General features: G+C 59.6%; 26 protein-coding genes and 1 tRNA gene. 9 read left to right on the forward strand and 18 right to left on the reverse strand.

The genetic code is table 11. The features are described from left to right. Nucleotides 1-86: 86 nt before the first annotated feature. Nucleotides 87-1,478 (forward strand): aminotransferase class III-fold pyridoxal phosphate-dependent enzyme, encoded by a 1,392-nt coding sequence (locus ACR0KX_RS16810; protein ID WP_170624311.1) that lies wholly within the window; start codon nucleotides 87-89, stop codon nucleotides 1,476-1,478. A 263-nt stretch (nucleotides 1,479-1,741) separates the two neighbouring features. On the opposite strand, the gene ACR0KX_RS16815 is transcribed toward ACR0KX_RS16810, so the two are convergent. From ACR0KX_RS16815 to pyk, 6 genes are all read right to left on the reverse strand, one after another. Next, nucleotides 1,742-2,230, reverse strand: a complete 489-nt coding sequence (locus ACR0KX_RS16815) for a hypothetical protein (RefSeq protein ID WP_170624313.1) — start codon at nucleotides 2,228-2,230, stop codon at nucleotides 1,742-1,744. 191 nt (nucleotides 2,231-2,421) lie between these two features. Continuing rightward, the gene (rplT, locus tag ACR0KX_RS16820) at nucleotides 2,422-2,787 is read right to left on the reverse strand and encodes a 50S ribosomal protein L20 (RefSeq protein WP_152457001.1); all 366 of its coding nucleotides are present in this window, start codon (nucleotides 2,785-2,787) and stop codon (nucleotides 2,422-2,424) included. Nucleotides 2,788-2,801: 14 nt separating this feature from the next. Beyond that, a complete protein-coding gene (gene rpmI, locus ACR0KX_RS16825) occupies nucleotides 2,802-3,002 on the reverse strand; it encodes a 50S ribosomal protein L35 (protein ID WP_010443552.1) in 201 nt (66 codons plus the stop codon). Between the two features lie 182 nt (nucleotides 3,003-3,184). Continuing rightward, a complete protein-coding gene (locus ACR0KX_RS16830; protein ID WP_170520119.1) occupies nucleotides 3,185-4,735 on the reverse strand; it encodes an alanine/glycine:cation symporter family protein in 1,551 nt (516 codons plus the stop codon). An 11-nt stretch (nucleotides 4,736-4,746) separates the two neighbouring features. Beyond that, on the reverse strand, nucleotides 4,747-5,184 hold the full coding sequence (locus tag ACR0KX_RS16835; RefSeq protein ID WP_170454796.1) for a universal stress protein: 438 nt from the start codon (nucleotides 5,182-5,184) through the stop codon (nucleotides 4,747-4,749). Between the two features lie 244 nt (nucleotides 5,185-5,428). Further along, on the reverse strand, nucleotides 5,429-6,874 hold the full coding sequence (gene pyk, locus ACR0KX_RS16840) for a pyruvate kinase (protein WP_170520116.1): 1,446 nt from the start codon (nucleotides 6,872-6,874) through the stop codon (nucleotides 5,429-5,431). A 128-nt stretch (nucleotides 6,875-7,002) separates the two neighbouring features. Here pyk and ACR0KX_RS16845 point away from each other — a divergent pair, with 128 nt between their 5' ends. The 3 genes from ACR0KX_RS16845 to ACR0KX_RS16855 all read left to right on the forward strand — a co-directional run bounded on the left by ACR0KX_RS16845 (nucleotide 7,003) and on the right by ACR0KX_RS16855 (nucleotide 8,442). Next, entirely contained in the window at nucleotides 7,003-7,740 is a 738-nt protein-coding gene (locus ACR0KX_RS16845) for an N-formylglutamate amidohydrolase (RefSeq protein ID WP_170624315.1), read from the forward strand. Between the two features lie 69 nt (nucleotides 7,741-7,809). Continuing rightward, entirely contained in the window at nucleotides 7,810-8,049 is a 240-nt protein-coding gene (locus tag ACR0KX_RS16850) for a DUF6868 family protein (RefSeq protein WP_480708616.1), read from the forward strand. A gap of 78 nt (nucleotides 8,050-8,127) precedes the next feature. After that, nucleotides 8,128-8,442 (forward strand): DUF1244 domain-containing protein, encoded by a 315-nt coding sequence (locus ACR0KX_RS16855; RefSeq protein ID WP_480585224.1) that lies wholly within the window; start codon nucleotides 8,128-8,130, stop codon nucleotides 8,440-8,442. 45 nt (nucleotides 8,443-8,487) lie between these two features. Here the strand turns inward: ACR0KX_RS16855 and ACR0KX_RS16860 are convergent, their stop codons facing one another. The 3 genes from ACR0KX_RS16860 to dgcN form a co-directional block, all read right to left on the reverse strand. Further along, on the reverse strand, nucleotides 8,488-9,348 hold the full coding sequence (locus ACR0KX_RS16860; protein ID WP_170520102.1) for a D-amino-acid transaminase: 861 nt from the start codon (nucleotides 9,346-9,348) through the stop codon (nucleotides 8,488-8,490). Nucleotides 9,349-9,358: 10 nt separating this feature from the next. Beyond that, nucleotides 9,359-10,324 (reverse strand): N-acetyl-D-Glu racemase DgcA, encoded by a 966-nt coding sequence (gene dgcA / locus ACR0KX_RS16865; RefSeq protein WP_480708617.1) that lies wholly within the window; start codon nucleotides 10,322-10,324, stop codon nucleotides 9,359-9,361. 76 nt (nucleotides 10,325-10,400) lie between these two features. Continuing rightward, nucleotides 10,401-11,402, reverse strand: coding sequence for an N-acetyltransferase DgcN (dgcN, locus tag ACR0KX_RS16870; protein WP_170454810.1), 1,002 nt, complete (start codon nucleotides 11,400-11,402; stop codon nucleotides 10,401-10,403). 295 nt (nucleotides 11,403-11,697) lie between these two features. On the opposite strand from dgcN, the gene ACR0KX_RS16875 reads away from it, so the two are divergent. Beyond that, nucleotides 11,698-12,660 (forward strand): L-malyl-CoA/beta-methylmalyl-CoA lyase, encoded by a 963-nt coding sequence (locus tag ACR0KX_RS16875; protein WP_480708618.1) that lies wholly within the window; start codon nucleotides 11,698-11,700, stop codon nucleotides 12,658-12,660. Between the two features lie 36 nt (nucleotides 12,661-12,696). Here the strand turns inward: ACR0KX_RS16875 and ACR0KX_RS16880 are convergent, their stop codons facing one another. Together ACR0KX_RS16880 and ACR0KX_RS16885 are read right to left on the reverse strand one after the other, a co-directional pair. After that, nucleotides 12,697-13,275, reverse strand: coding sequence for a PA14 domain-containing protein (locus tag ACR0KX_RS16880; RefSeq protein WP_170454814.1), 579 nt, complete (start codon nucleotides 13,273-13,275; stop codon nucleotides 12,697-12,699). A gap of 117 nt (nucleotides 13,276-13,392) precedes the next feature. Next, nucleotides 13,393-13,845, reverse strand: coding sequence for an Lrp/AsnC family transcriptional regulator (locus ACR0KX_RS16885; protein ID WP_170454816.1), 453 nt, complete (start codon nucleotides 13,843-13,845; stop codon nucleotides 13,393-13,395). 73 nt (nucleotides 13,846-13,918) lie between these two features. On the opposite strand from ACR0KX_RS16885, the gene ACR0KX_RS16890 reads away from it, so the two are divergent. Then, nucleotides 13,919-14,515 carry a LysE family translocator gene (locus ACR0KX_RS16890; RefSeq protein WP_170454818.1) on the forward strand — a complete coding sequence of 199 codons (597 nt, stop codon included), beginning with the start codon at nucleotides 13,919-13,921 and terminating at the stop codon, nucleotides 14,513-14,515. Here the strand turns inward: ACR0KX_RS16890 and ACR0KX_RS16895 are convergent, their stop codons facing one another. Further along, on the reverse strand, nucleotides 14,516-15,349 hold the full coding sequence (locus tag ACR0KX_RS16895; protein ID WP_170520085.1) for an AraC family transcriptional regulator: 834 nt from the start codon (nucleotides 15,347-15,349) through the stop codon (nucleotides 14,516-14,518). 121 nt (nucleotides 15,350-15,470) lie between these two features. Here ACR0KX_RS16895 and ACR0KX_RS16900 point away from each other — a divergent pair, with 121 nt between their 5' ends. Further along, complete coding sequence (locus ACR0KX_RS16900; protein ID WP_170454823.1) at nucleotides 15,471-16,433, forward strand: acetyl-CoA carboxylase carboxyltransferase subunit alpha; 963 nt, start codon at nucleotides 15,471-15,473, stop codon at nucleotides 16,431-16,433. Between the two features lie 4 nt (nucleotides 16,434-16,437). On the opposite strand, the gene ACR0KX_RS16905 is transcribed toward ACR0KX_RS16900, so the two are convergent. The 3 genes from ACR0KX_RS16905 to ACR0KX_RS16915 all read right to left on the reverse strand — a co-directional run bounded on the left by ACR0KX_RS16905 (nucleotide 16,438) and on the right by ACR0KX_RS16915 (nucleotide 19,054). Further along, nucleotides 16,438-17,568 (reverse strand): lytic murein transglycosylase, encoded by a 1,131-nt coding sequence (locus ACR0KX_RS16905; RefSeq protein WP_170454825.1) that lies wholly within the window; start codon nucleotides 17,566-17,568, stop codon nucleotides 16,438-16,440. Between the two features lie 112 nt (nucleotides 17,569-17,680). Then, the gene (locus ACR0KX_RS16910) at nucleotides 17,681-18,328 is read right to left on the reverse strand and encodes a GntR family transcriptional regulator (RefSeq protein ID WP_170454826.1); all 648 of its coding nucleotides are present in this window, start codon (nucleotides 18,326-18,328) and stop codon (nucleotides 17,681-17,683) included. 39 nt (nucleotides 18,329-18,367) lie between these two features. Then, complete coding sequence (locus ACR0KX_RS16915; protein WP_480708619.1) at nucleotides 18,368-19,054, reverse strand: M48 family metallopeptidase; 687 nt, start codon at nucleotides 19,052-19,054, stop codon at nucleotides 18,368-18,370. Between the two features lie 100 nt (nucleotides 19,055-19,154). Here ACR0KX_RS16915 and ACR0KX_RS16920 point away from each other — a divergent pair, with 100 nt between their 5' ends. Both ACR0KX_RS16920 and ACR0KX_RS16925 read left to right on the forward strand, forming a co-directional pair. Further along, nucleotides 19,155-19,481 (forward strand): TIGR02300 family protein, encoded by a 327-nt coding sequence (locus tag ACR0KX_RS16920; protein ID WP_170520078.1) that lies wholly within the window; start codon nucleotides 19,155-19,157, stop codon nucleotides 19,479-19,481. A 136-nt stretch (nucleotides 19,482-19,617) separates the two neighbouring features. Next, nucleotides 19,618-19,693, forward strand: a tRNA-Ala gene (locus ACR0KX_RS16925). Between the two features lie 36 nt (nucleotides 19,694-19,729). Here the strand turns inward: ACR0KX_RS16925 and ACR0KX_RS16930 are convergent. The 3 genes from ACR0KX_RS16930 to ACR0KX_RS16940 form a co-directional block, all read right to left on the reverse strand. After that, nucleotides 19,730-20,851 carry an alanine racemase gene (locus tag ACR0KX_RS16930; RefSeq protein WP_170624326.1) on the reverse strand — a complete coding sequence of 374 codons (1,122 nt, stop codon included), beginning with the start codon at nucleotides 20,849-20,851 and terminating at the stop codon, nucleotides 19,730-19,732. Then, complete coding sequence (locus ACR0KX_RS16935) at nucleotides 20,848-22,095, reverse strand: D-arabinono-1,4-lactone oxidase (RefSeq protein WP_170624327.1); 1,248 nt, start codon at nucleotides 22,093-22,095, stop codon at nucleotides 20,848-20,850. Before ACR0KX_RS16935 ends, ACR0KX_RS16930 begins: the two co-directional genes overlap by 4 nt. A gap of 88 nt (nucleotides 22,096-22,183) precedes the next feature. Next, the gene (locus ACR0KX_RS16940; RefSeq protein WP_170454843.1) at nucleotides 22,184-22,705 is read right to left on the reverse strand and encodes a DUF2478 domain-containing protein; all 522 of its coding nucleotides are present in this window, start codon (nucleotides 22,703-22,705) and stop codon (nucleotides 22,184-22,186) included. Nucleotides 22,706-22,754: the final 49 nt, after the last annotated feature.

The following is a 22,754-nucleotide window of genomic DNA, read 5'->3' on the forward strand; positions in this document are numbered from 1 at the left end:
TTCGCGGTGATCTAGAGCATCTCAAACAACCGAACGGGCGTGGACGCCTGTGTCCCGCGCGAAGCACTTCATTGAAAGGACATGTCATGGACGGCACGTTCAACGAAAACGATCTCTCCCGCGTCGTCGAAGCCGACCGCGCCCATATCTGGCATCACCTGTTCCAGCATAAGCCACTGGAAACAAGTGATCCACGCATCATTGTCGAGGGCAAAGGCATGCGTGTCTGGGATCAGAAGGGTAAAGAACACTTGGACGCTGTTTCAGGCGGGGTCTGGACAGTCAACGTCGGCTATGGCCGCGAGTCCATCGCGAAAGCGGTTTACGATCAGCTGATGAAGCTGTGCTATTTCGCGAACTCGGCGGGCTCGATTCCCGGGTCGATCTTTGCCGAAAACCTGATCGACAAGATGCCCGGCATGAGCCGCGTATATTACACCAACTCGGGCTCGGAAGCGAACGAGAAAGCCTTCAAGATAGTTCGTCAGATCGCCCACAAGCGTTATGGCGGCAAGAAGACCAAAATCTTGTATCGCGATCGCGACTATCACGGCTCGACCCTGGCAACCATGTCGGCGGGCGGTCAGGACGAACGTACGGCGCAATACGGTCCTTTCGCACCCGACTTCGTGCGTGTGCCCCATTGCATGGAATACCGCAAGCATGAGTTGGATGGCGCGCCCGAAGAGAATTTCGGCGAATGGGCTGCCAATCAGATCGAAGAGGTCATTCTGCGCGAAGGTCCCGACACAGTGGGTGCCCTGTGCCTTGAGCCGGTAACCGCTGGAGGCGGCGTGATCGAAGCGCCCGAGGGCTACTGGCCGCGCGTGCAGGAAATCTGCAAGAAATACGACGTGCTGCTGCACATCGATGAGGTGGTCTGCGGCGTGGGCCGCACCGGCACCTGGTTCGGCTATCAACAATATGGCATCAAGCCGGACTTCGTAACCATGGCAAAGGGTGTCGCCTCAGGCTATGCGGCGATTGCCTGCATGGTCACTACCGAGGAAGTCTTTGATATGTTCAAAGATGATGCCTCGGACCCGATGAACTACTTCCGCGATATCTCGACCTTTGGTGGCTGCACTGCGGGTCCGGCGGCCGCAATCGAGAACATGCGGATCATTCAGGATGAGAACCTGCTGGGCAACTGTTCTGCCATGGGCGACCGGATGATGGGCAACCTTCAGGCACTAATGGAAAAGCATAAAGTCATCGGCGACGTGCGCGGCAAGGGCCTGTTCCTAGGCGCTGAATTGGTCGCGGATCGTGGATCGAAAGAGCCGGTGGACGAGAAGCTGGCTCAGGCCGTTGTCGCTGACTGCATGGCACAGGGAGTGATCATTGGCGTCACCAACCGCTCGATCCCGAGCCGCAACAACACCCTGTGCTTCTCGCCCGCGCTGATCGCGACTGCGGATGACATCGATCAGATCACCGACGCGGTCGATGGCGCGCTGGGACGTGTGTTTGGGTAGTTTGTTTCAAGGCTCACTGCTCTCTACATACATTAAAGCCGGCGCAAATTGCGCCGGTTTTCCCTTGTCGAACTATCGACAGTCATCGAGACTAAAGCTCGCATCCTCGTTTCGGAGTAAGAGGATAGAATTTGCCAATCGCAAAAAGTTCAACTGTTACGTAACTGCAAATATGTTATCGGAAAAATCTACGTAAAAGCTGTTTCATATGGCAGTGATGTCGGATACACGCATCGCCAAATTATTAGGGAAACAGTTAAGCTTCAACGTGATGCCGCGATCATCTTTACGTCGCCATAATGATCCTGCAAAATGAAACCGATGTTTTCCAACAACTGCATCACCTGACCTAGGCATTTCGACAAATCAGCGCAAATGTCATCAAGCTCAATTTTACTTACTCCCTGCTGTGCGGGAGTAAGCGTCTCGAATTTAGCTGTTATTTGCGACCATTTTGACACCAACATTTCCATTTTCTTTTCAATGGCTTCGAGGACTGTCAATTCCTGCCTTGTTAGAACTTCAGCCAATTCCTCGCGGGTTATCTCCTTAGCCACCTGCCCATTGGTCGTGTGAACCAGCGCGTCACCTGAGGCAGATGTCTCAATCTTTTCATAGTGCTCTCGAGGCGGGCTATTATCAACCTCCCCGGTCGCACGAAACTTAGCCCACGTATCATATACTTTATCCACCAACCCAACGGCAGAAGAAATTGTTTTTATTGCGATTGCGGCAGTAGCAGGATCAACCATGGCAGATTACTCAATCTCAGAACATAAAATACAGGGCAATTGTGGCGGGCGATGGCAATTGGAGTCAAACAAAAATAGTAGCGCTTCAAATCGCACAGCTCAAAATTTGACAATATAGAACATTGCGTACACGAACAAAAAAAGCCGCCCCAAACGGGACGGCCCTTCTTTCACTGTCTCTTTTCAGAGGATCAGGCAGTCAGAGCGGCCTGAGCTTTGGCGACGATCGCGCCGAACGCTTCCGGTTCGTGCACGGCCAGATCGGCCAGAACTTTGCGGTCCACTTCGATACCGGCCAGGTTCAGGCCGTTGATGAAGCGGGAATATGTCAGAGCCTCGTCATGGCTACGCACAGCAGCGTTGATACGCTGGATCCACAGCGCGCGGAAGTTGCGCTTGCGGTTCTTGCGGTCGCGGGTTGCGTACTGGTTGGCCTTGTCTACGGCCTGACGGGCAACCTTGAAGGTGCTCTTGCGGCGGCCATAGTAACCTTTGGCGGCCTTGATGACCTTCTTGTGACGGGCGTGAGTTACGGTTCCACCTTTAACGCGGGACATCTCTTAATCTCCTCTTAGCGGTCGTAGGGCATGTAGCCCTTGACGATCTTGGCGTCGGGGGCGGACAGGGTGGTGTTGCCACGGGCGTCGCGGATGAATTTCTTGGTCCGCTTGATCATGCCGTGCCGTTTGCCGGCCTGGCCAGCAAGGACCTTACCGGTCGCAGTCACCTTGAAGCGCTTTTTGGCGCTCGATTTGGTCTTCATCTTAGGCATTTCCGTCTCCTTTTTCGGGTTCGGTTTCAGACGCGACTCGGCATGCCATCTCGGCCGGTCACGCGATCAGAAGCGCCGTTTACGCAAGTTCGGTCATACTGGCAAGGGGGTTCGGCCCAGAATCTGCGATTTTCGCAGGCTGGCGACGTACCGGGGCGACAAAGGCCGCCCCGGTCTTTGGGTCAGTGTTCGAATTTGCGGATCTCGCCGCTTTTCAAACGTTCCGCATAGGACGCCAGTTCCTGACGCACCACTTTCATCAGGAAGTACAGCGCAAAGACGTTCACAACCGCCATGGCAAAGATCGCCGCATCCGAGAAGTCGATGACCGGGCCAAGATTGGCCGCCGCACCGATCACCACGAAGATGCAGAAGATGATCTTGAACACCAGTTCCTTGGTGTGGCCTTCGCCGAACAGATAGGTCCAGGCCTTGAGGCCGTAATAGGACCAGCTGATCATGGTCGAGAAGGCAAACAGCACCACAGCAATCGCCAGGATGAACGGGAACCAGCTGAACGCGCTGCCGAAGGCCGCCGAAGTCAGGCTGACGCCCGAGTTGCCGTCGACGGTTGCGATGGCATTGCCTGCCTCGTTCAGCATGTAGTTTCCGGTTGCCGGATCAACGATCAGCTGCTGGGTGATGATGATCACCAGCGCCGTCATGGTGCAGATCACAACGGTATCGATGAAAGGCTCAAGCAGCGACACGAAGCCTTCGGTGATCGGTTCCTTGGTCCGCACAGCCGAGTGTGCAATCGCAGCCGAACCAACGCCCGCTTCGTTCGAGAACGCCGCACGGCGGAAGCCCTGAATCAGCGCGCCAACCATGCCGCCGGCAACACCGAGGCCGGTAAAGGCGCCAGCAAAGATCTGGCCAAAGGCCCAGCCGATCTGATCCGCGTGCATGATGATGATGACCAGTGCGGCCAGCACATACATGACACCCATGAAGGGAACGACCTTTTCGGTCACGCGCGCGATGGATTTCAGGCCGCCCACGATCACCGCAAAAACGATGGCCGCAAAGACCAAACCGGTGATCCAGCCCGGATAGTCCCCGACGATGCCTGCAATCTGCTGATGCGCCTGATTGGCCTGGAACATGTTGCCCCCGCCCAGCGCGCCAAGGATACAGAAGATCGAGAACAGAACCGCCAGAATCTTACCACCCGGCAGGCCCAGTTCGGCAAAGCCCTTGGACATATAGTACATCGGGCCACCCGAAACGGTGCCGTCTTCGTATTCGTTGCGGTATTTTACACCCAGCGTACATTCGGTGAATTTCGACGCCATGCCCAAAAGGCCCGCGACGATCATCCAGAAGGTCGCGCCCGGTCCGCCGATCCCAATGGCAACGGCCACACCGGCGATGTTGCCCAGACCGACCGTACCCGACAGGGCTGTGGCCAGAGCCTGAAAGTGGCTGACCTCACCCGCATCGTTTGGGTCGGAATAGTCGCCTTTGACCAGGCTGATAGAGTGTCCGAAGAACCGAAACTGAACAAAAGCAAAATAAAGCGTGAACACGGTCGCCGCGACCACCAGCCAGCCGACGATCCACGGGAACCCGGTTCCCGGGAACGGCGCGAAGATAAAGCTGACAAACGGCCCGGTCGCATCGGCGAAGGCCTGATTGATCTTGTCGTCCAGGCCCGGAGCCTCTTGGGCCGTTGCCGCACCTGCCACCAGCATTGATACGACAAGAAGACTGAGATATTTGAAGGTTTTCATTTTCTACCCCCTTAGTTCACAACGGTGACTGGCACGTCGGCATGCATCACCAGATTCTGCGTGGCGCTGCCAAACAGCCGCTTCTTGATGCCGTCAGCCGAAGCGCGGCCAACCACAATCTGCGATCCGCCGTTTTCGACAGTGATCTTGTTCAGCGTCTCGGCCACGTCTCCGTGCCGCACGACGCCATGCGCCTGGAATCCGGCCGCATTCAACGCGTCCACAGCAGGGGTCACGATGCGGGTTGTTGCCAGCTCGACCTCTTCTTCGCGCCGTTTGTGGCGTTGTGCGTTTTCTTCAGGGGTTTGGAATGTGTACGGGGACCATTCGATCACATAAGCGACCAAAAGCTCGCACGTATTCAGCCGTTCCGCCAGGTCTTTGGCGAAGGCCAATGCGCGCTCTCCGGTTTCTGTCCCGTCCAGTCCTATGACAATTTTCGCTGTCATCTCGTTCCTCCGTTTTCGTTGTTATCCGGGGCCCGTGCCCCCGGCAGAGCAGCCGGAACTTGGAACTTGTGAATTTGACTGCCCTTAGGGTCTTTATCCGAAATTTCCATCAGAAAATGAATTCTATTCTGCAAAATTCGCCCCAAGCGGTCAAATTTCGCTTAAAAATCAGCGATATTCGCGTGGTGAAACAAGCCCGCCCGGCATGATGCGGGGCGGGTTGAGGGGCTGATTTGTATCGGGCTTATTCGGGATCGGTGCTGTAGATCAGCCGTTCGTCACATGGTGCAACCCGCAGAATGTTTGTCGTTCCGGGGACGTTAAAGGGCACACCGGCGGTTACGACGATCTGGTCGCTTTCCGTTGCAAACCCGCCGGCCCGTGCGGCGCGTGCGGCGTTGACCACGGCCCCCTTGAACCGTTGCAACTCGGGCGTCATCACGCAGTTGCAGCCCCAGCTCAGGCACAGCCTGCGCGCCGTGCCCATTTGGGATGTCATGGCAATGATCGGCACACCGGGTCGCTCGCGCGCGGTCAATGAGGCTGTGGTGCCACTTTGGGTAAAGCAGCAGATCGCCTTGATGTCCGTTTTCTCGGCGATTTCGCGGGCAGCTGCGACAATGCCATCCGCAACGGTCGTGCCCTTGGCCGTGCGCGAGGCGGCAATGATCTGCACATAGGTCGGGTCGGCCTCGACCTCGATGGCGACCTTGTTCATGGTCTGAACCGCTTCGATCGGATACGAGCCTGCGGCGGATTCCGCGCTCAGCATGATTGCGTCCGTCCCCTCATAGATCGCGGTCGCCACATCCGAAACCTCGGCGCGGGTGGGCATCGGGCTTTCGATCATGCTTTCCAGCATCTGAGTGGCGACGATGACCGGCTTGGCAGCGCCGCGGCACTTGCGCACCAGACGTTTCTGGATCGGAGGCACCGCCGAGACCGGCAGTTCCACGCCCAGATCGCCACGCGCGACCATGATCCCGTCCGAGGCATCCAGAATATCGTCAAAGGCCTGCACGGCGGCGGGCTTTTCGATCTTCGACAGGATCGCGGCGCGGCCATCCGCCAGCGCGCGCGCCTCGAACACATCCTTGGCGCGCTGAACAAAGCTCAGCGCCAGCCAATCGACGCCCAGCTGGCAGACAAATTCCAGATCGTCGCGATCCTTGGCCGACAAAGCGGCCAGCGGCAACACAACGTCAGGCACGTTCACACCTTTGCGGTTCGAGATGGTGCCACCAATCTCAACCGTGCAATTGGCATAGTCCTGCCCACAATCATTGACGATCAGGCGAATCTTTCCGTCATTGACCAGCAGCCGCGCACCGGGTTCGAGGGCGGCAAAAATCTCGGGGTGCGGCAGGCAGACACGGGCCGCATCCCCGGCCTGTGGGTCAAGGTCCAGTCGGAACGCGGCACCCTCTTCCAGTTCCTCAGCGTCGTTGGCAAATACGCCGACGCGCAGTTTGGGGCCCTGCAAGTCGGCCAGAATCGCAATCGGGCTGTCCAGATCCTTTTCCACCTGACGGATAATGCGATGCCGTTCGCGGATCTCGTCATGGCTGCCGTGGCTCATGTTCAGGCGAAACACATCCGCCCCGGCCTCGTGCAGGGCACGAATGGTATCATAGTCGTTGGACGCCGGTCCCAGCGTCGCCACAATTTTCACATTTCTAAGGCGTCGCATTGGTCTTGCTCTCCTCAATCCCACGGTGTTAGGGCAATGTTACCGCAAACATTGCCTTGGCTGCTTATTGCGCAATTCCCTTTCCGAAGCAACTGCCATACACCTGCGGCAAACTTGATGACAGGCTTATGACGTACACTCCGTTCTTTATCCACGGCGAGGATCGCCCGTCCCGCTGGCTGATCACCTGCGACCACGCAACCAATACCGTTCCGCCCGATGTGGGTGACGGCGACCTCGGCCTGCCGCGTGAAGATATGGAGCGTCACATCGCCTATGATGTCGGTGCCTATGAGGTATCGAAACATCTGGGCGAAATCCTGAATGCGCCGGTGATCGCCGCCAATTTCTCGCGCCTGGTGATCGACCCGAACCGGGGTGAGGATGACCCGACCCTGCTGATGAAGCTGTACGACGGCTCGATCATACCGGGCAACCGCCACGCCGATGCGGCCGAGCGCGAGCGTCGCCTGAACATGTGCTACCGCCCGTATCATGAGGCACTTGGGCGGTTGGCCGCCCTGCCCCATGCGGTTGTCGTGTCGATGCATTCCTTCACCCGCCAACTGCGTGGCCGCGACCCACGGCCCTGGCACATTGGCGTGCTGCACACCCCGGACAAGCGATTCGCGGGCCCGTTGATCGACCGGTTAAGGGCCGAGGACGACCTGTGCGTCGGCGTGAACGAGCCCTATACCGGGGTCCTGCCCGGTGACGCGATTGACAAGCATTGCACAACACATGGCCGCCCCAACGCCCTGATCGAGCTGCGCAATGATCTGATCGCAGATCACGTCGGGCAACGGGAATGGGCCGAGCGGCTGGCAGTTGTCCTGACGGATGCGCTGGAGGAAAGCGACCTTTAGCCTCAGATCCTCAACGGGTATTCCACTCCTGATCCTGGCTCCCCATATAATGAAGGAAAGGAGGCAGGTATGACTCAAGAGTTCCTGACAAGCTTCTTTGGCTGGATGGCGGTGCTGAATATCGCCATTCTGTTGTTCACCACCATGTTGATCGTCCTGATGCAGGACTGGATCGCCGGTATTCACGGTCGGATGTTCCAGATGGACCGCGCGGATGTGAAACAGGCGTATTTCCGGTATCTCGCCAACTACAAGATCCTCACCCTGATCTTCTGCATCATCCCATGGCTGGCCCTGAAACTGGTCTGACATCCTGTTTATTGAAACATCGCCACCGGACCGCTAGGTCAGGTGGGACACGCACCTGAACCACCCGGAGCCAGACTTATGGACAAGCAAACCGAAATCGAACTTCAGGCCGCCGCCTTCCGCCGGTTGCAGCAGCACCTGATGGAAGACCGCACGGACGTACAAAACATCGACATGATGAACCTGGCCGGTTTCTGCCGAAATTGCCTGTCGCGCTGGTATCAGGAAGCGGCCAATGAAAAGGGCATCGAGATGGGCAAGGACGAAGCCCGTCAGATTTTCTACGGCATGACCATGGATGAGTGGAAGGCCAACTACCAGACCGAGGCCAGCCCCGAGAAACAGGCCGCCTTCAAGGTCGCCTTTGAGGAAAACGTCACCAAGAAAGGCTGACGCCCCCGAAACGAATAAGGCCCGCCGGATTGGCGGGCCTTTTCTTTAGATCGCCGCTTTACGGCTTTCGTCCAGATAAATCTCGCGCAGACGCTTGGCGACCGGGCCGGGCGTCCCGTCGCCCAGAGTGACGCCGTCAATCTCGATCACCGGCATGACAAAGGCGCTGGCCGAGGTGGTGAAGGCTTCGTCCGCCTCTTTGGCCTCGTCGATGGTGAACAGACGCTCTTCGATTTCCATCTGCGCCTCAGCCGCCATACGCAGCACGGCCTTGCGGGTGATGCCGTGCAGGATGTCGTTCGACAGCGGGCGGGTGACAATCTTGCCGTTCTTGACGAAAAAGGCGTTGTTGCTGGTGCCTTCGGTCACATAGCCATCCTCGATCAGCCATGCATCGTCGCAGCCCGCTTTCTTGGCCATCATCTTGCCCATCGACGGGTAGAGCAGCTGCACGGTCTTGATGTCACGACGACCCCAGCGCAGGTCATCAATCGAGATGATCTTGGCACCTTTCTTGGCCGCCGGGCTATCCGCCAGACCCGGCTTGTTCTGCGTGAACAGAACGAGGCTGGGTTTGGTATCCGCCGACGGGAACACAAAATCACGGTCGCCATCCGAACCCCGGCTGACCTGCAGGTAAACCAGACCTTCCTCGATGCCGTTCAATTCAACCAGCTTGCGGTGAATTTCCAGCAGCTCTTCCTTGGAGCACGGCTCGGCCATCTCCAGCTCATCCAAGGACCGCTTGAGGCGCACGGCGTGGCCCTCGAAATCGATCAGCTTGCCGTCCAGAATGCTGGTCACTTCGTAAACGGCGTCCGCAAACAGATAACCACGGTCAAAGATCGAAACCTTGGCTTCGGTCTCGGGCAGGTATTCGCCATTCACGTAAACGGTGCGAGTCATGTATCTCTCCTTAGCCCCAAAGTGCCGCCATGGGCGGGTGCACTCCGGCATCATCAAATGTCAGCGGTGTCGCGCGGTCTTCGGCCAACAACAGCGGGCCGTCAAGGTCCGTTACCATCGCACCCTGCGCCAACAAGGTCGCAGGGGCCATCGCCAACGAGCTTCCGACCATGCAGCCGACCATCACGCGATAACCCTCGGCCAGCGCCGCTTCGCGCAGGGCCAGCGCCTCGGTCAGACCGCCGGTCTTGTCGAGCTTGATGTTGACCACATCATACTTGCCCTTCAGCTTGGGCAGGCTGGTCCGGTCATGGCAGGATTCATCGGCACAGACAGGCACCGGACGCTCCATCCCGATCAGCGCGTCATCCTGTCCGGCGGGCAAAGGCTGCTCGACCAGGGCCACACCCAGACGCACCAGATGCGGCGCCAGATCGGCGTAAACCTCAGCCGACCAGCCTTCGTTCGCATCCACAATGATCTTGGCATCCGGCGCGCCCGCGCGCACGGCTTCAAGACGGGGCATGTCGTCCGGGGTGCCCAACTTGATCTTCAGCAGGGGGCGGTAGGCATTCTCAGCCGCCTGCTTCTGCATCGCCTCGGGCGTGTCAAGCGACAGGGTATAAGCGGTGATTTCAGGCCCCGGCACCGGCAACCCGGCCAGATCCCAGGCGCGCTTGCCCGCCCGCTTGGCCTCAAGATCCCACAGCGCACAATCCACCGCGTTCCGCGCAGCACCGGCTGGCAGCAGGTCCATCAGCGCTTGACGCGTGAACTCCGCAGGCAGCCCGGCAATCTCGGCCTCAACCGACTCGAGCGTCTCGTCATACCGCGCATAGGGCACACATTCGCCCCAGCCTTCATGCGCCCCATCCGAAAGCCGTACCGTCAGCACCTTTGCTTCGGTCCGCGACCCGCGCGAGATGGTGAACACCTGCGCCAGCCGGAAAACATCACGAGAGACGTCAATCTGCACGCGCACGCTCCTTCTTCTCGTTCAAAATACGGCCGCCGGAGGCGGATCAACACCCGCCTCCGGCGCGCCGTTCAGATCACAGCGCGGCCAGCGCGTCCACCAGTTTACCGGCACCAAAACGGTACGGGTCGGTCGCGGGCAGGCCCATCTCGGCCTCAACCTTGGCGATATAGGCCTTCGCTTCATCCTCGCTCAGGTGCTGGGTGTTGATCGACACGCCGACCACCTGACAGTCCGGGTTTGCAACCCGTGCCAGCGGCAATGCGGTGTCGCGCAGCTGCGGCAGCGTCGGCACAGAATACTCGGGCAGACCACGCATATGCGTCCGGGTGGGTTCATGGCACAGGATCAGGGCATCCGGCTGGCCGCCGTGGATCAGGGCCATGGTGACGCCGGAATACGAGACATGGAACAACGAGCCCTGCCCTTCGATGTGATCCCAGTGATCCTCATCATTCTCAGGCGTCAGATATTCCACCGAGCCTGCCATGAAGTCTGCAACGACGGCGTCCAGAGGCACGCCCTGACCGGTGATCAGAATACCGGTCTGACCAGTGGCGCGGAATGTCGACTTCATGCCACGGTTGCGCATTTCGGCGTCCATGGACATGGCGGTATACATCTTACCGGCAGAACAGTCGGTTCCAACGGCAAGGCAGCGCTTGCCGCTGCGCTTTTTGCCGTTTGCGATCGGGTAGCCGACGGTCGGTACGCGAACGTCGTGCAATGTGCAGCCATGAGTCTGCGCCGCTGCAACCAGATCACCCTCGTCCCGCAGCAGGTTGTGCAGGCCCGACGCCAGATCATAGCCCATTTCCAGCGCAGCGATCAGAACCTCTTTCCAGGCCTGGCTGATCACGCCGCCACGGTTCGCAACACCAATAACCAGGGTCTTGGCACCGGCGGCCTTGCCTTCTTCAAGCGTCATGTCGGTCATGCCCAGGTCGGCCTTGCAGCCGTCCATCCGCAATTGGCCAACGGCGTTCTCGGGACGCCAGTCCCGGATTCCGATTGCAACTTTGGCGGCCAGTTGGTCGGGCGCATCGCCCAAAAACAGCAGGTACGGTGTCTCGATCATTGCGGTCACTCCTTTGATTCCGACGCAAAGTAGACAAGCGCCAATACGAGCGCTTCGCGTTTTCACCGCCTAACCCCACACAGCACGCGAGGTTTTTGCGCCGTGTTCTCTGACTGCGCAAAAATATTCGAAGTTTTCAAACTGATTAAACTTTCATCACCCTTACTTCGCAGTCGAAACTGCGATTTCTGCACGCGCATTGCCGCAGGCGCACAATCCCGCTTGCGCTGATCTACGTAATTTAATACCTCAATCGAGAGAAAAATCGCAATTTCCTTACCCACAAGAGGCCCCGATGAGTTTCCGCATTCAACCCGCCGCCCCGGCCCGCCCCAATCGCTGCCAATTGTTCGGCCCCGGATCGAACACCAAGCTGTTCCCCAAGATGGCAGCATCGGCCGCAGACGTGATCAATCTGGACCTCGAGGACTCGGTTGCCCCATCTGACAAGGACGCCGCCCGCGCAAATGTCATCGAAGCGTTGAACACCATCGACTGGGGTGGTAAGTATATGTCGGTGCGGATCAACGGGCTGGACACACCCTATTGGTACCGCGATGTCGTTGACGTTCTGGAACAGGCGGGCGACCGGCTGGACCAGATCATGATCCCCAAGGTCGGTTGCGCGGCAGATGTCTACGCCGTGGACGCGCTGGTTGCTGCTATCGAGCGCGCCAAGGGCCGGACCAAGCCGATCTCGTTCGAAGTGATTATCGAATCCGCTGCAGGTATCGCCCATGTCGAAGAAATCGCCGCGTCCTCGCCCCGTATGCAAGCCATGAGCCTTGGTGCTGCGGATTTTGCAGCCTCGATGGGGATGCAGACCACTGGCATCGGCGGAACGCAGGAAAACTATTACATGCTGCGCGAGGGTGAAAAGCACTGGTCCGATCCGTGGCACTGGGCGCAGGCCGCCATCGTCGCCGCCTGCCGCACGCACGGCGTTCTGCCGGTAGACGGGCCGTTCGGCGATTTCTCGGATGACGAAGGCTATATCGCGCAGGCCAAACGCTCGGCCACGCTGGGCATGGTTGGCAAATGGGCGATCCACCCCAAACAGATCGCTTTGGCCAATCAGGTCTTCACCCCGTCGGATGAGGCTGTTTCGGAAGCGCGCGAGATTCTGGCCGCGATGGAACAGGCCAAGGCCAATGGCGAAGGGGCCACAGTTTACAAAGGCCGTCTTGTCGACATCGCTTCAATCAAACAGGCCGAAGTCATCGTGGCACAGGCCGAGCTGATCGCGGCCAACGGCTGACCAGACTGAAAAAGGCGCCAGATCTGGCGCCTTTTTTTACCGGCCAAACACGTTGTTTGGCGTCCAGGTGAACCGATCACCCTGCTTGCCCCACTTCATCATCAGGCAGGATGTGCCGTATTTCTGGAAATACTTGATCTTCAGCGGATACCACCCGGCTTGTGGGACCTCGACCGCTGTTCTTTGGTTGGCCTCACAGCCCTGACGCCCGTTGACGTAACCGATCTGTTGCCCGCCAACCCAGGCGTCGATGCCGTCATTCGACCAGGTTTCCAGTTCATACACACCCGGTGAGTCGAACCGGATGTAGCCCGATACTTCAGCCGCCACGTTATAGGCTTCGTTGAACGTCAGAACCGGATCGCCTTCGGAGGTATCGCGATAGTCCAATCCCCGCAAAGGTTGACCGGGCTTTGCCTTCTTCAGCAAAAAGTCCACTTTGGACAGGTTCTGGATTTTGCGCGGCGGGTTCCCCTCCCACGCGTATTTGACGTCCAGCCCTGCCTTTGGACTGGGCTGAGGGCTTGCAGGCTGCAGTTTCAGCGGCGCCGCCAGAGCAGCCCCGGCGATCAAAACGGCGGCTGCCGCAATCGCACCTGTACGAAAGAGTTTCATCATCATCTCCCTGTGTGCGCCGCGTTTGTTTGGTATTTTGGTCTACGGCATCATTAACGTCACACTAGGATGTGAATTTTTACCCTGCAAGAGCGTGAATCTTCACAATGTGGCCGCTCAGGCCCGCAAATCCTTGGGCGACCCCATAACCACATAGGACGTGATCGAGGTGACATGGGGCAGCGTTCCCAGCACATCGGTATGGAAGGTCTTATAGGATGGAAGGTCGGCGCATTCGACGCGCAGCAGGTATTCGATCGTGCCGGTGATGTTGTGGCATTCGACCACTTCGGGCGCGCGCTGCAAGGCCCGTTCAAACCCTTCCTGCGCGGCCTTGGTATGTTCGCCCAGCCCAACGCCGATATAGGCCACAAACCCCTTGCCCAGCGCGACGGGGTCCAAAACGGCGCGGTAACCGGTGATCACTCCTGCCCTTTCCAATTCCTGCACCCGGCGCAGACAGGCAGAGGGGGACAGGCCCACGCGATCCGCCAGTTCCAGATTGCTGATCCGCCCATCTGCGGTCAGCTCACGCAATATATCGCGGTTTATCTGATCCATCTTCGTCATTAATTGTGAAAATAAACAAGAAGCGCACCAAAACGCAATTTCATTTGCCACTTTTGGCGCAAATATTCGGGCCATGACTTACGACATCCTTCTGGCCCTGATTGTGTTTGCCTTCGTGTCCTCGATCACTCCGGGGCCGAATAACCTGATGCTGATGGCGTCAGGGGCCAATTTCGGCTTTCGCCGCTCGATCCCGCATATGTTGGGAATCGGGCTTGGCTTTACCTTCATGGTCCTGCTTGTCGGCGCGGGGCTGGTGCAGGTGTTCAACCAATACCCGGCCAGCTACACGGTGCTGAAAGTCGCCTCGGTGGCGTATCTGCTGTATCTGGCCTGGAAAATCGCACACGCCGCGCCCGCCGGTGGAAAGGCCGAAGTGGGCACTCCAATGACGTTCCTGCAGGCCGCCGCGTTTCAGTGGGTCAACCCGAAAGCCTGGGCCATGGCACTGACCGCGACCACAGCCTATGCGCCGGATCAGACACTGAACGTGATCGTTGTCGTCGCGCTGGTGTTCGGCGCGGTCAATTTACCGTCGGTCAGCACCTGGACCCTGCTGGGCCAGCAAATGGCGCGGTTCCTGACGAATCCGCGCCGGTTACTGGTTTTCAATTGGACCATGGCAGCACTGCTGGTCGCGTCGCTGTATCCGGTCCTGTGGCCAAGCTGATCACTTCAGGGGAAGACAGATCTCGGTCAGCAACTCTTCGGGCGGGGTTTCGCGCGGATCGTTGAGGTAGATTTCATAGCATGGCTGATCCGCAGGCTCTTCGCCGGATTCGGGCAACCAGTTGCCGAACAGGCTGTGATAGGCGGCCTCGATACCTGAATAGGGGCCTTTGTAGGTTAGCACCGCAGTCTTCCCGCCGGGAATTTGCATGTCTTCCATGCCCTGGGGCGTCTCATCGCCCCGGAATTCAGCCCCGGCATAGCTGCGCAACTGATCCTCGGGCACGTCATCGGAGCTGTCGAGATACAGCGCCAGAACCGGGCCGATCTGGGGCCAGAGCTGGCGGGATTCGCACAAGGCACCAAAGGCCTCGAAGCTCTTGCCAATTTCGGAATAGGCCCCCTTGTGGGGCAGCGCGATCACACGGCGGGCGGGTTCGGTTCGGGTTGTCACGGGATGCATCGGGTATCCTCCGGTTCTAAAGTTGGGATGAGCCGGCAGAAACTGCCCCGCCTTGCGAAAGGCACCGGGGCTGCTGCCATAGGCCTCGGTAAAGGCCCGCGCAAATGAGCTGGGGTTGGGATAGCCAACGGTTGCCGCGACCTGGGCCACCGGTGTGTCGGTTCGCACCAACAACGTCGCCGCGCGGTGCAAGCGCAGGCGCCGGACGGCTTGCGCGCAGGTCTCGCCGGTCAGGGCGCGAAACACGCGGTGCCAGTGAAACCGGGACATGGCGGCGACATCGGCCAGCGCGTCCAGTGACAGATCCCCGGCGGGGTTGTCGTGGATATAGCTCAGTACGCGCAGAACCCGGTCTTCGTAGCTGGTTGCCATCGGCATCCTTCCTTCTCATTGCTTTCCTCAGCTTGCATATTCGCGGCCCACAAATCTTGCTGAGTTGCATCCGGGGCGACGTCAGGTCATATAGCAGGGAACTTCCGCGTTGAGAGGCGTCATGACCCAGTATCTGGATTTCGAAAAACCACTGGCCGAGATCGAAGGCAAAGCTGAAGAGCTGCGCGCATTGGCCCGTGCCAATGAAGAAATGGACGTGAGCGAAGAAGCCGCCGCGCTGGACGCCAAGGCCGCCAAGCTGCTGGATGAACTGTATGCCGATCTGACCCCGTGGCGGAAATGTCAGGTGGCGCGCCACCCCGAACGGCCCCATTGCCAGGACTATGTCAAAGAGCTGTTCACCGAATTCACGCCGCTGGCGGGCGACCGGAACTTTGCCGACGATCTGGCGGTGATCGGCGGGCTGGCCCGGTTCAACGACCAGCCGGTGATGGTGATCGGCCATGAAAAGGGCAGCGACACCAAATCGCGGATCGAACGGAATTTCGGCATGGCCCGGCCCGAAGGCTATCGCAAGGCCGTGCGCCTGATGGAGATGGCCGGACGGTTTGGTCTGCCAGTGATCACCCTGATCGACACGGCGGGCGCCTATCCCGGCAAAGGCGCCGAGGAACGCGGCCAGTCCGAGGCCATCGCGCGTTCGACCGAAATGTGTCTGAAAATCGGTGTGCCGCTAGTATCGGTCATTATCGGCGAAGGTGGGTCCGGCGGGGCTGTGGCCTTTGCGACCGCCAACCGTGTCGCGATGCTGGAACATTCGGTCTATTCGGTGATCTCACCCGAAGGCTGCGCCTCGATCCTGTGGAAAGACGCCGAGAAGATGCGCGAAGCCGCCGAGGCGCTGCGCCTGACAGCGCAGGACCTGCACAAGCTGGGTGTCTGCGACCGGATCATCCCCGAGCCCAAAGGCGGGGCCCATCGCGGTCGCCCCGAGGCGGTTGAATCGGTGCGCGAAGCCATCGCCGCCATGCTGAAAGAGCTGGACGGCAAAGATGCAGCAGCCCTGATCAAGGACCGCCGTCAGAAATTCCTGGATATCGGGTCGAAAGGGCTGGCGGCGTAAACCGTCAACCGCCCAAACGACGCAGTAGGTCAACCGATGCCTCGCCGGTCACAGGCAGGCCGTTGGCGCGTTGATAGCCGCTGATGGCGGATTTGGTGTTGTTCCCGATCACCCCGTCCGCGCCCTGCGTGTCATACCCGGCCGAGGTCAGGCGGCGCTGCAGGTCTTTGCGGTCCTCCAGCGTCAGACCCGTGGCATCTGGCCCGAATGAGGCCTGAAACGGAGCGCCTCCGGCAATCCGGTCCGACAGGTGCCCCACGCCAATCGCATAGCTGTCCGAGTTGTTGTACCGCTTGATGACATTGAAATTGCGGAACACGGCGATGCGCGGCCCCGGCACCTGCGGTTGCAGCACAGCAACCGGTGTACCCGACACGGTGCCGACCTCGCCGCCCCAAGGTTGGCCGCGCACCCAACCGGCACGGGATAAATAGGCCGCCGTCGAGGCCAAAGAATCCGTTGGATCCTCGGACCAGATATCGCGCCGACCGTCGCCGGTGAAATCCACCGCATAGGCCAGATACGAGGTTGGGATGAACTGCGTATGCCCCATCGCCCCGGCCCAGCTGCCGGTCATGTTGGCGGGCGAGGTGTCGCCCTCCTGAATGATCTTCAGGGCTGCGACCAGTTGCTTTTCGAAAAATTCTCCGCGCCGCCCCTCATACGCCAAGGTGGACGTGGCCGAAATCACCGGCACGTCGCCGCGCCGCGCGCCGTATCGGCTTTCCAAACCCCAGACGGCCACGACAACCTCTTTGTCGACACCGTATTGCGCCTCGATCTGCGACAGCGTCCCATTGTACCGCTGCAACATCTGCCGCCCGGTGCTGATGCGTTCGTCCGAGGCGGCGATGGCCAAGTAGTCCTCAAGCGAGCGTTTGAATTCCACTTGATTGCGGTCGCGCTCGATCACGCCGGGCAAATAGCCCGCACCCTGAAAGGCCCGATTTATGGTCGTCTGGGAAATCCCCTGCGACGCGGCTCGGGATTTGAAATTGGCCACCCAGGCATCATAGCCCGCATTCGGCACCGACTGCATACGCGACGCACGCGCACGGGATGGCGCGCCCTCGTCGCTGCACCCGGCCAATATTGCCGCGCCAAGGCCAATGGAAAAGCTCCGTCGATTGATCATGACTGAAATCTGCTCTTGTTTGTGATTTGCCTCAGCCTAGCGCAGACCGGACGCGCAAACCAGAACGACCGAGAGTGGCTGCCGCCAAATCGACGCTTCGGCGGTTCGCCGCTTAAGCAACCAGCAACCGCAACCCCTGTGTTACGTCGGAGCGCACGGCAAGGCGCAACCCCGGCTCGTCCCCGGCCTTCAGCGCGGCGATGATCAGCTTGTGATAATGCGGCGGCTCGGTGCGCCGAAGCCGCCCGTACAAGGACCGCATGGTGGGGCCAAGTTGCAGCCAGACCGTCTCGGCCATGGCCAACATCGCGGGGGCCTGCGCGCGCAGATACAGCGTCCTGTGAAACTCCAGATTCGACCGGATATAGCCCACGGCGTCGCGCTTGGTCACCATTTCGGCGACGGTCATGTTGATGGTCTGCAACCGGTCGATCAGCGCGATATGGGCACGCGGCAGGGCGCGGCTGGCCAGTTCCACCTCAAGCAAGGCGCGCAATGCGGCCAGTTCCTCGATCCGGTCATTCGTCAGTTCCGGCGTCGAAACCCGCCCCGATGAGGACAGAAACAACGCCCCTTCCGCCGCCAGACGGCGCACCGCCTCGCGCGCAGGCGTCATCGAGACATCGAACTCCTTGCCGATCCCACGCAAGGTCAGCGCCTCGCCGGGGGCGATCTCTCCGTGCAGGATACGGGACCGCAGAGTGCGATACACCCTGTCATGGGTTGCGATATGCGAGTCGGTCGGGCGTGTAGCTAACATGGTCTCATGTGATCACAAAAACCTGCGGGGTCAACTCGACTACGCGTCAAAGCGGTATCTGTGCAGCATCGCTCCGTTTTCACGCAACCACCGGCGCGGGGCATCATAGGGGCCAAAAATACGTTCGACCTGCGCCCAGAATGCGGGCGAATGGTTCATCTCGGCCAAATGCGCCACCTCATGCGCGGCGACATAGTGCAGAACTTCGGACGGCGCGAGGATCAGGCGCCAGGAAAACATCAACCCGCCATGCGAACTGCACGACCCCCAGCGGGATCGCGTGTCCCGCAGCGTCAGACTGGTGTACGAGCGCCCCAGAATGGCGGCGTAATCATCGCAGGCCCCAGTCAGCCGATCCCGTGCAAGTTCTTTCAGAAACCGGGCCAGACGTCGCCCCTCGGCCCCGGCAGGCACGGCCACCGAGTCTGTGCTCAGCACCACCCGCCGCCCCGGCGCGGGCACGATTCGACGCTCGGTGCCTTCGATCCAGATCACACCGCCCAGACGCACCTGTTCCAGATCGGGTTGGCCTGCCAAATGCTGCCGGATCCACTCCTCTTTGCTGCGCGCGAAACTCAACGCTTCGGCCTCGGGCACGCCTTGCGGATAGGTCAGGGTAACCCGCCCGTCCAATTGGGAAATCCGCAGGCTGATCCGCCGCGCCCGCGTCGATCTGCGCAGCGTCAGCGGCACCGGCGGCGTTCCCGGCAAAGCGTGATCTCCCATATCCCGACCTCTTCCGCGCAAAGGCTTTGACAGTGCCCGCCGCCTGTGGCAGGTGAACTGAATCTTTTAGACGACTCACCTGATATCAAGGGGATTTGACATGCCCAAGGAAGAATGGGGCGTAAAGCGCGTTTGCCCGACCACCGGTAAGCGATTTTACGACCTGAACAAGGACCCGATCGTCAGCCCCTACACGGGCGAGATCGTGGAGCTTGAAACCGGCAAAAGCCGGATGATTGCCGCCGATGCCGAGGACGCAGCGACCGCGAAAGCACGCGAAAACGCATCCGAGGATGATCTGGTTCTGGATGATGACGACAATGTCGACGTGGATCTGGACGACGATCTGCTGGACGATGATGACGACAACAACGATGACGTCTCGCTGGACGACATCAAGGACATGTCATCAGAAGACGAAAACTGATCTTAAGGCGGCCCTGGGCCGCCTTGGTTCTTTGTGCGGATGGCGACGGAAAGTTTTTGCACAATTCTATTTTTGGACTTGCACTCCCCGCCGTCGTCTCATAAACGTCCGCCCACTGCTTCGGCAGTACCCGGATGGGGCCTTAGCTCAGTTGGGAGAGCGCTTGCATGGCATGCAAGAGGTCAGGGGTTCGACTCCCCTAGGCTCCACCAAATCTACCTGGATTTGCAGTCTAACAAGACCACCAATCAATTCGGCAAGGTTTGCCACTCGTCGACTACAGCGTCGCTGCATACCGCAAGGACTGTACCGAACTGGTTCAGAACAGCCTCGCTTTGGCTGGGGCGTAGCAAGGCGATGTCGCCGGGTCGGGCTGCGCTTGTGGCAGGTCCTGTCCAAACCTCCTGATTGCTGGAGCGACCGAATATTGAGGAATAGGCGAACCCCTTTGGATGCACCGGATGTGCGAGGTAGTGACCGCCAAACACGGCGATATCGGTTTTGCGACGGGGCAGAAAATCCAGCCCGGGCAACCCGTTGCCGGGCATGGCCTTGAGAATTGGCGTCCCTATAAACGCCGCTGGCTGAAAGGCACGGGTCGCGCTGTGGTCAAAATCCGAGGGTTTGACCAGAACCGAGCCAAAGGCGACCTCGGTCGCTGAATTGTCCGAGGCATGGGTCTGGAACGTCAGGCTGCCCCCGGTATTCAGGCACAGGCCTGCGCCTTGATCCGGCAGTGCGGCGACCGCGCAGCGAAAGGTCTGGGCCGAGGCGCGGGCCGCTCTGTTTCTCAGAAAGCCTGGCAGTTTCGCCAGATGGGCCTCATAGCCCATCACACCGCTCAGCCGTGCCAAGGGATGCGCTTGGATGCCCTTGGCGACCTCGGCGACCTGCTCGGGCGTCAGACCGCCGCGATGCAGACCGATGTCGAGTTCCAGCGACAGGCGGAGCCGGGACTGGGTCTGATCGGCAAGGGCCAGATACTCACGCAACCGGTCGGGCGTATCGATCAGCCATTGCACCCGCTCCGCCGCGTCAGGACAGGACGCCAGGACACGGGCGGCGGATCGAACCGGCAGAGGCTTTCCGCTCAGGTGATCCGTTCCGCTTTCTGCTTTCAGCAAAGCCGTCAGCATCGGCGCAGAGAACGTCATCAGGCCCGAGGTTGGGATCAGGCCCCTGATATGATCCAAAAGCGGCAGGCAGGGCAGAGATTTGGCCACCAGTCGCCGATCCAGCGCAGCATCCGCGCCAGCATCGGCGGCTGCGCAATTCGCCTCTAACCGGTCCAGATCGACGGCCACAACGGGCTGATCTACGCCATGTTTGTGCAGCGTTTCGGACAATCGTTTTAGATACGGATCGCTCATGGCCGGAACAGCCGCGCCAATGCGGGTGTCAGGAATTTATCCTGCGGGTCCAGCTGCGCGCGCAAGGCGCAGAAGCGGTCGAAATCCGGATAAAGCCCGGACAGGTCCTTGTAGGTCAGGCTGTGCATCTTGCCCCAATGCGGCCTGCCCCCGGCCTCAAGGAACAGCGGTTCCAGCGCATTGAAGTACCGGCTGTGATCTTGATCCGCATCCGTGTGAACCGCGACCGAGATCCGGGGGCCGCCCTGAAATGGAGACAGACACGCAGTATCTCCGGCGGTTTGCCGAACCTCGATCGGGAAATAGATGTCCTTGTGATCCCGTTCCAGCCTGCGAAATACTTCGTTCAGCACGTCACCGGCGGTGTCAGGCGGCAGATGATATTCCATTTCCTTGAAACGAATATGCCGGTCGCTGCACAGAACCTTCCAGCTTTCACCAACATAGTCCTCGTCGGACTGCGCCAGCGTCAGCAGCTTCAACAGCACAGATCGTATGCCCGCGCTGAAGCGGCCCGTGTTCCGGGCAAGTTTCAGCACCTTGACCGCGATCATATCCAGATCGCGCGGCGCTTTGCTTTCCGGACTATCAACAATGGCATGCCTCAGTTCGACCGCCTTGCCGGTGAAGGGGATGTAGAAGAATTCGAAATTCCGGTTCTCGGCCCAGTTCTGGTGCATATTGGCCAGACACTCTGACAAATCGGTCAGTATGACGAGTCGGCGCAGGTTGTATTTGGGCACGACATTGATGCGCGCCTCGGTCAGCACCCCAAGCAGGCCAAGCGATACTTGAATCATATCCAGCGGCACGTCACCCGTGGTCAGGATTTCTCCGCCTGCGCTGATCAAACGGGCATCGGTGATCTCGGCCGACAAACAGGGCAAGCCGCGCCCGGTGCCGTGGGTCGCAGTTGCGGTTGCACCGGCCAGCGACTGCGCGTTGATGTCACCGAGATTGCGAAAGGCCAGACCCTGTTGACCCAATGCGGGCGACAGATCGCGCAGGCGGGCGTTGGCGTTCACCCAGACCTGACCATCCTTAGCGTCGCCGACTGTGGGCAGGTTCAGGTTTGACAGGTCCAGAATTCTGTCGGCCCCGGCCACAATGGGCGTAAACGAATGCCCGGCCCCGACCACACGCAGGCTTTCGGGCGCGTATACCGCCTGCTGCAAGTCTGCAAGCGTTTCGGGGCGCGCGACGTCGATCTTGGCGCTTTCATTCCCTGCCCAGTTTGACCACATGCTCCCGCTCCTCCGTTGCAAGAGGATTGCAGCCAGCAGTCTGTAAAACAAGTCAGGGAATCAGCGCGTTACGCTACGTGACCCGCACCTAGGCCGCGTTGGCCCGCTGGGCTGAGACGCGCTTGAACCACTCGGACACGGCGGTCAGGTCCGGGGCTAGCTGCTCGGCCTCGCCATCCGTGAACTCTTGAAACTTTTCGCTGTTCATCCCGTTCACACCGACCAGAACCGGGATGTCCTGCGCCAATGCCTCGGCAATCACAGGGCGGAACCCACGGCCATCAGCCTCGTGCTTGCCGAACTTGTTGATGATCAATAGCTGCGGCGCATCCGACAGCGAGGCGGTGACATAGCCAACCGCCTGCTCCAGCGCTGCCGGGTCCAGCCGACACCCTCGGGATTCGGTCCCCAAGGATTGGGAAATCCGGATTGTCTCACCTTCCGGCAACACGCGCACATCCATGTCGCATTTGCTGCTGTCAGCACATTCCGTGTTGGTCTGGACAACGCCTGCCAGCTTCGCGCCCGATGCCAGCAGATGCTCTGCCACTGCGCTCAACAAGCGGTCGGTTGCGCCGCGATCGGTGGTTGTGACATAGGCCAGATTCATCTTGGGACCCCCGTGGGATGAGTTTCAGAGTTTCAAATAGCACGCCGAC

It is taken from the genome of Ruegeria sp. BG5, from assembly GCF_056538425.1.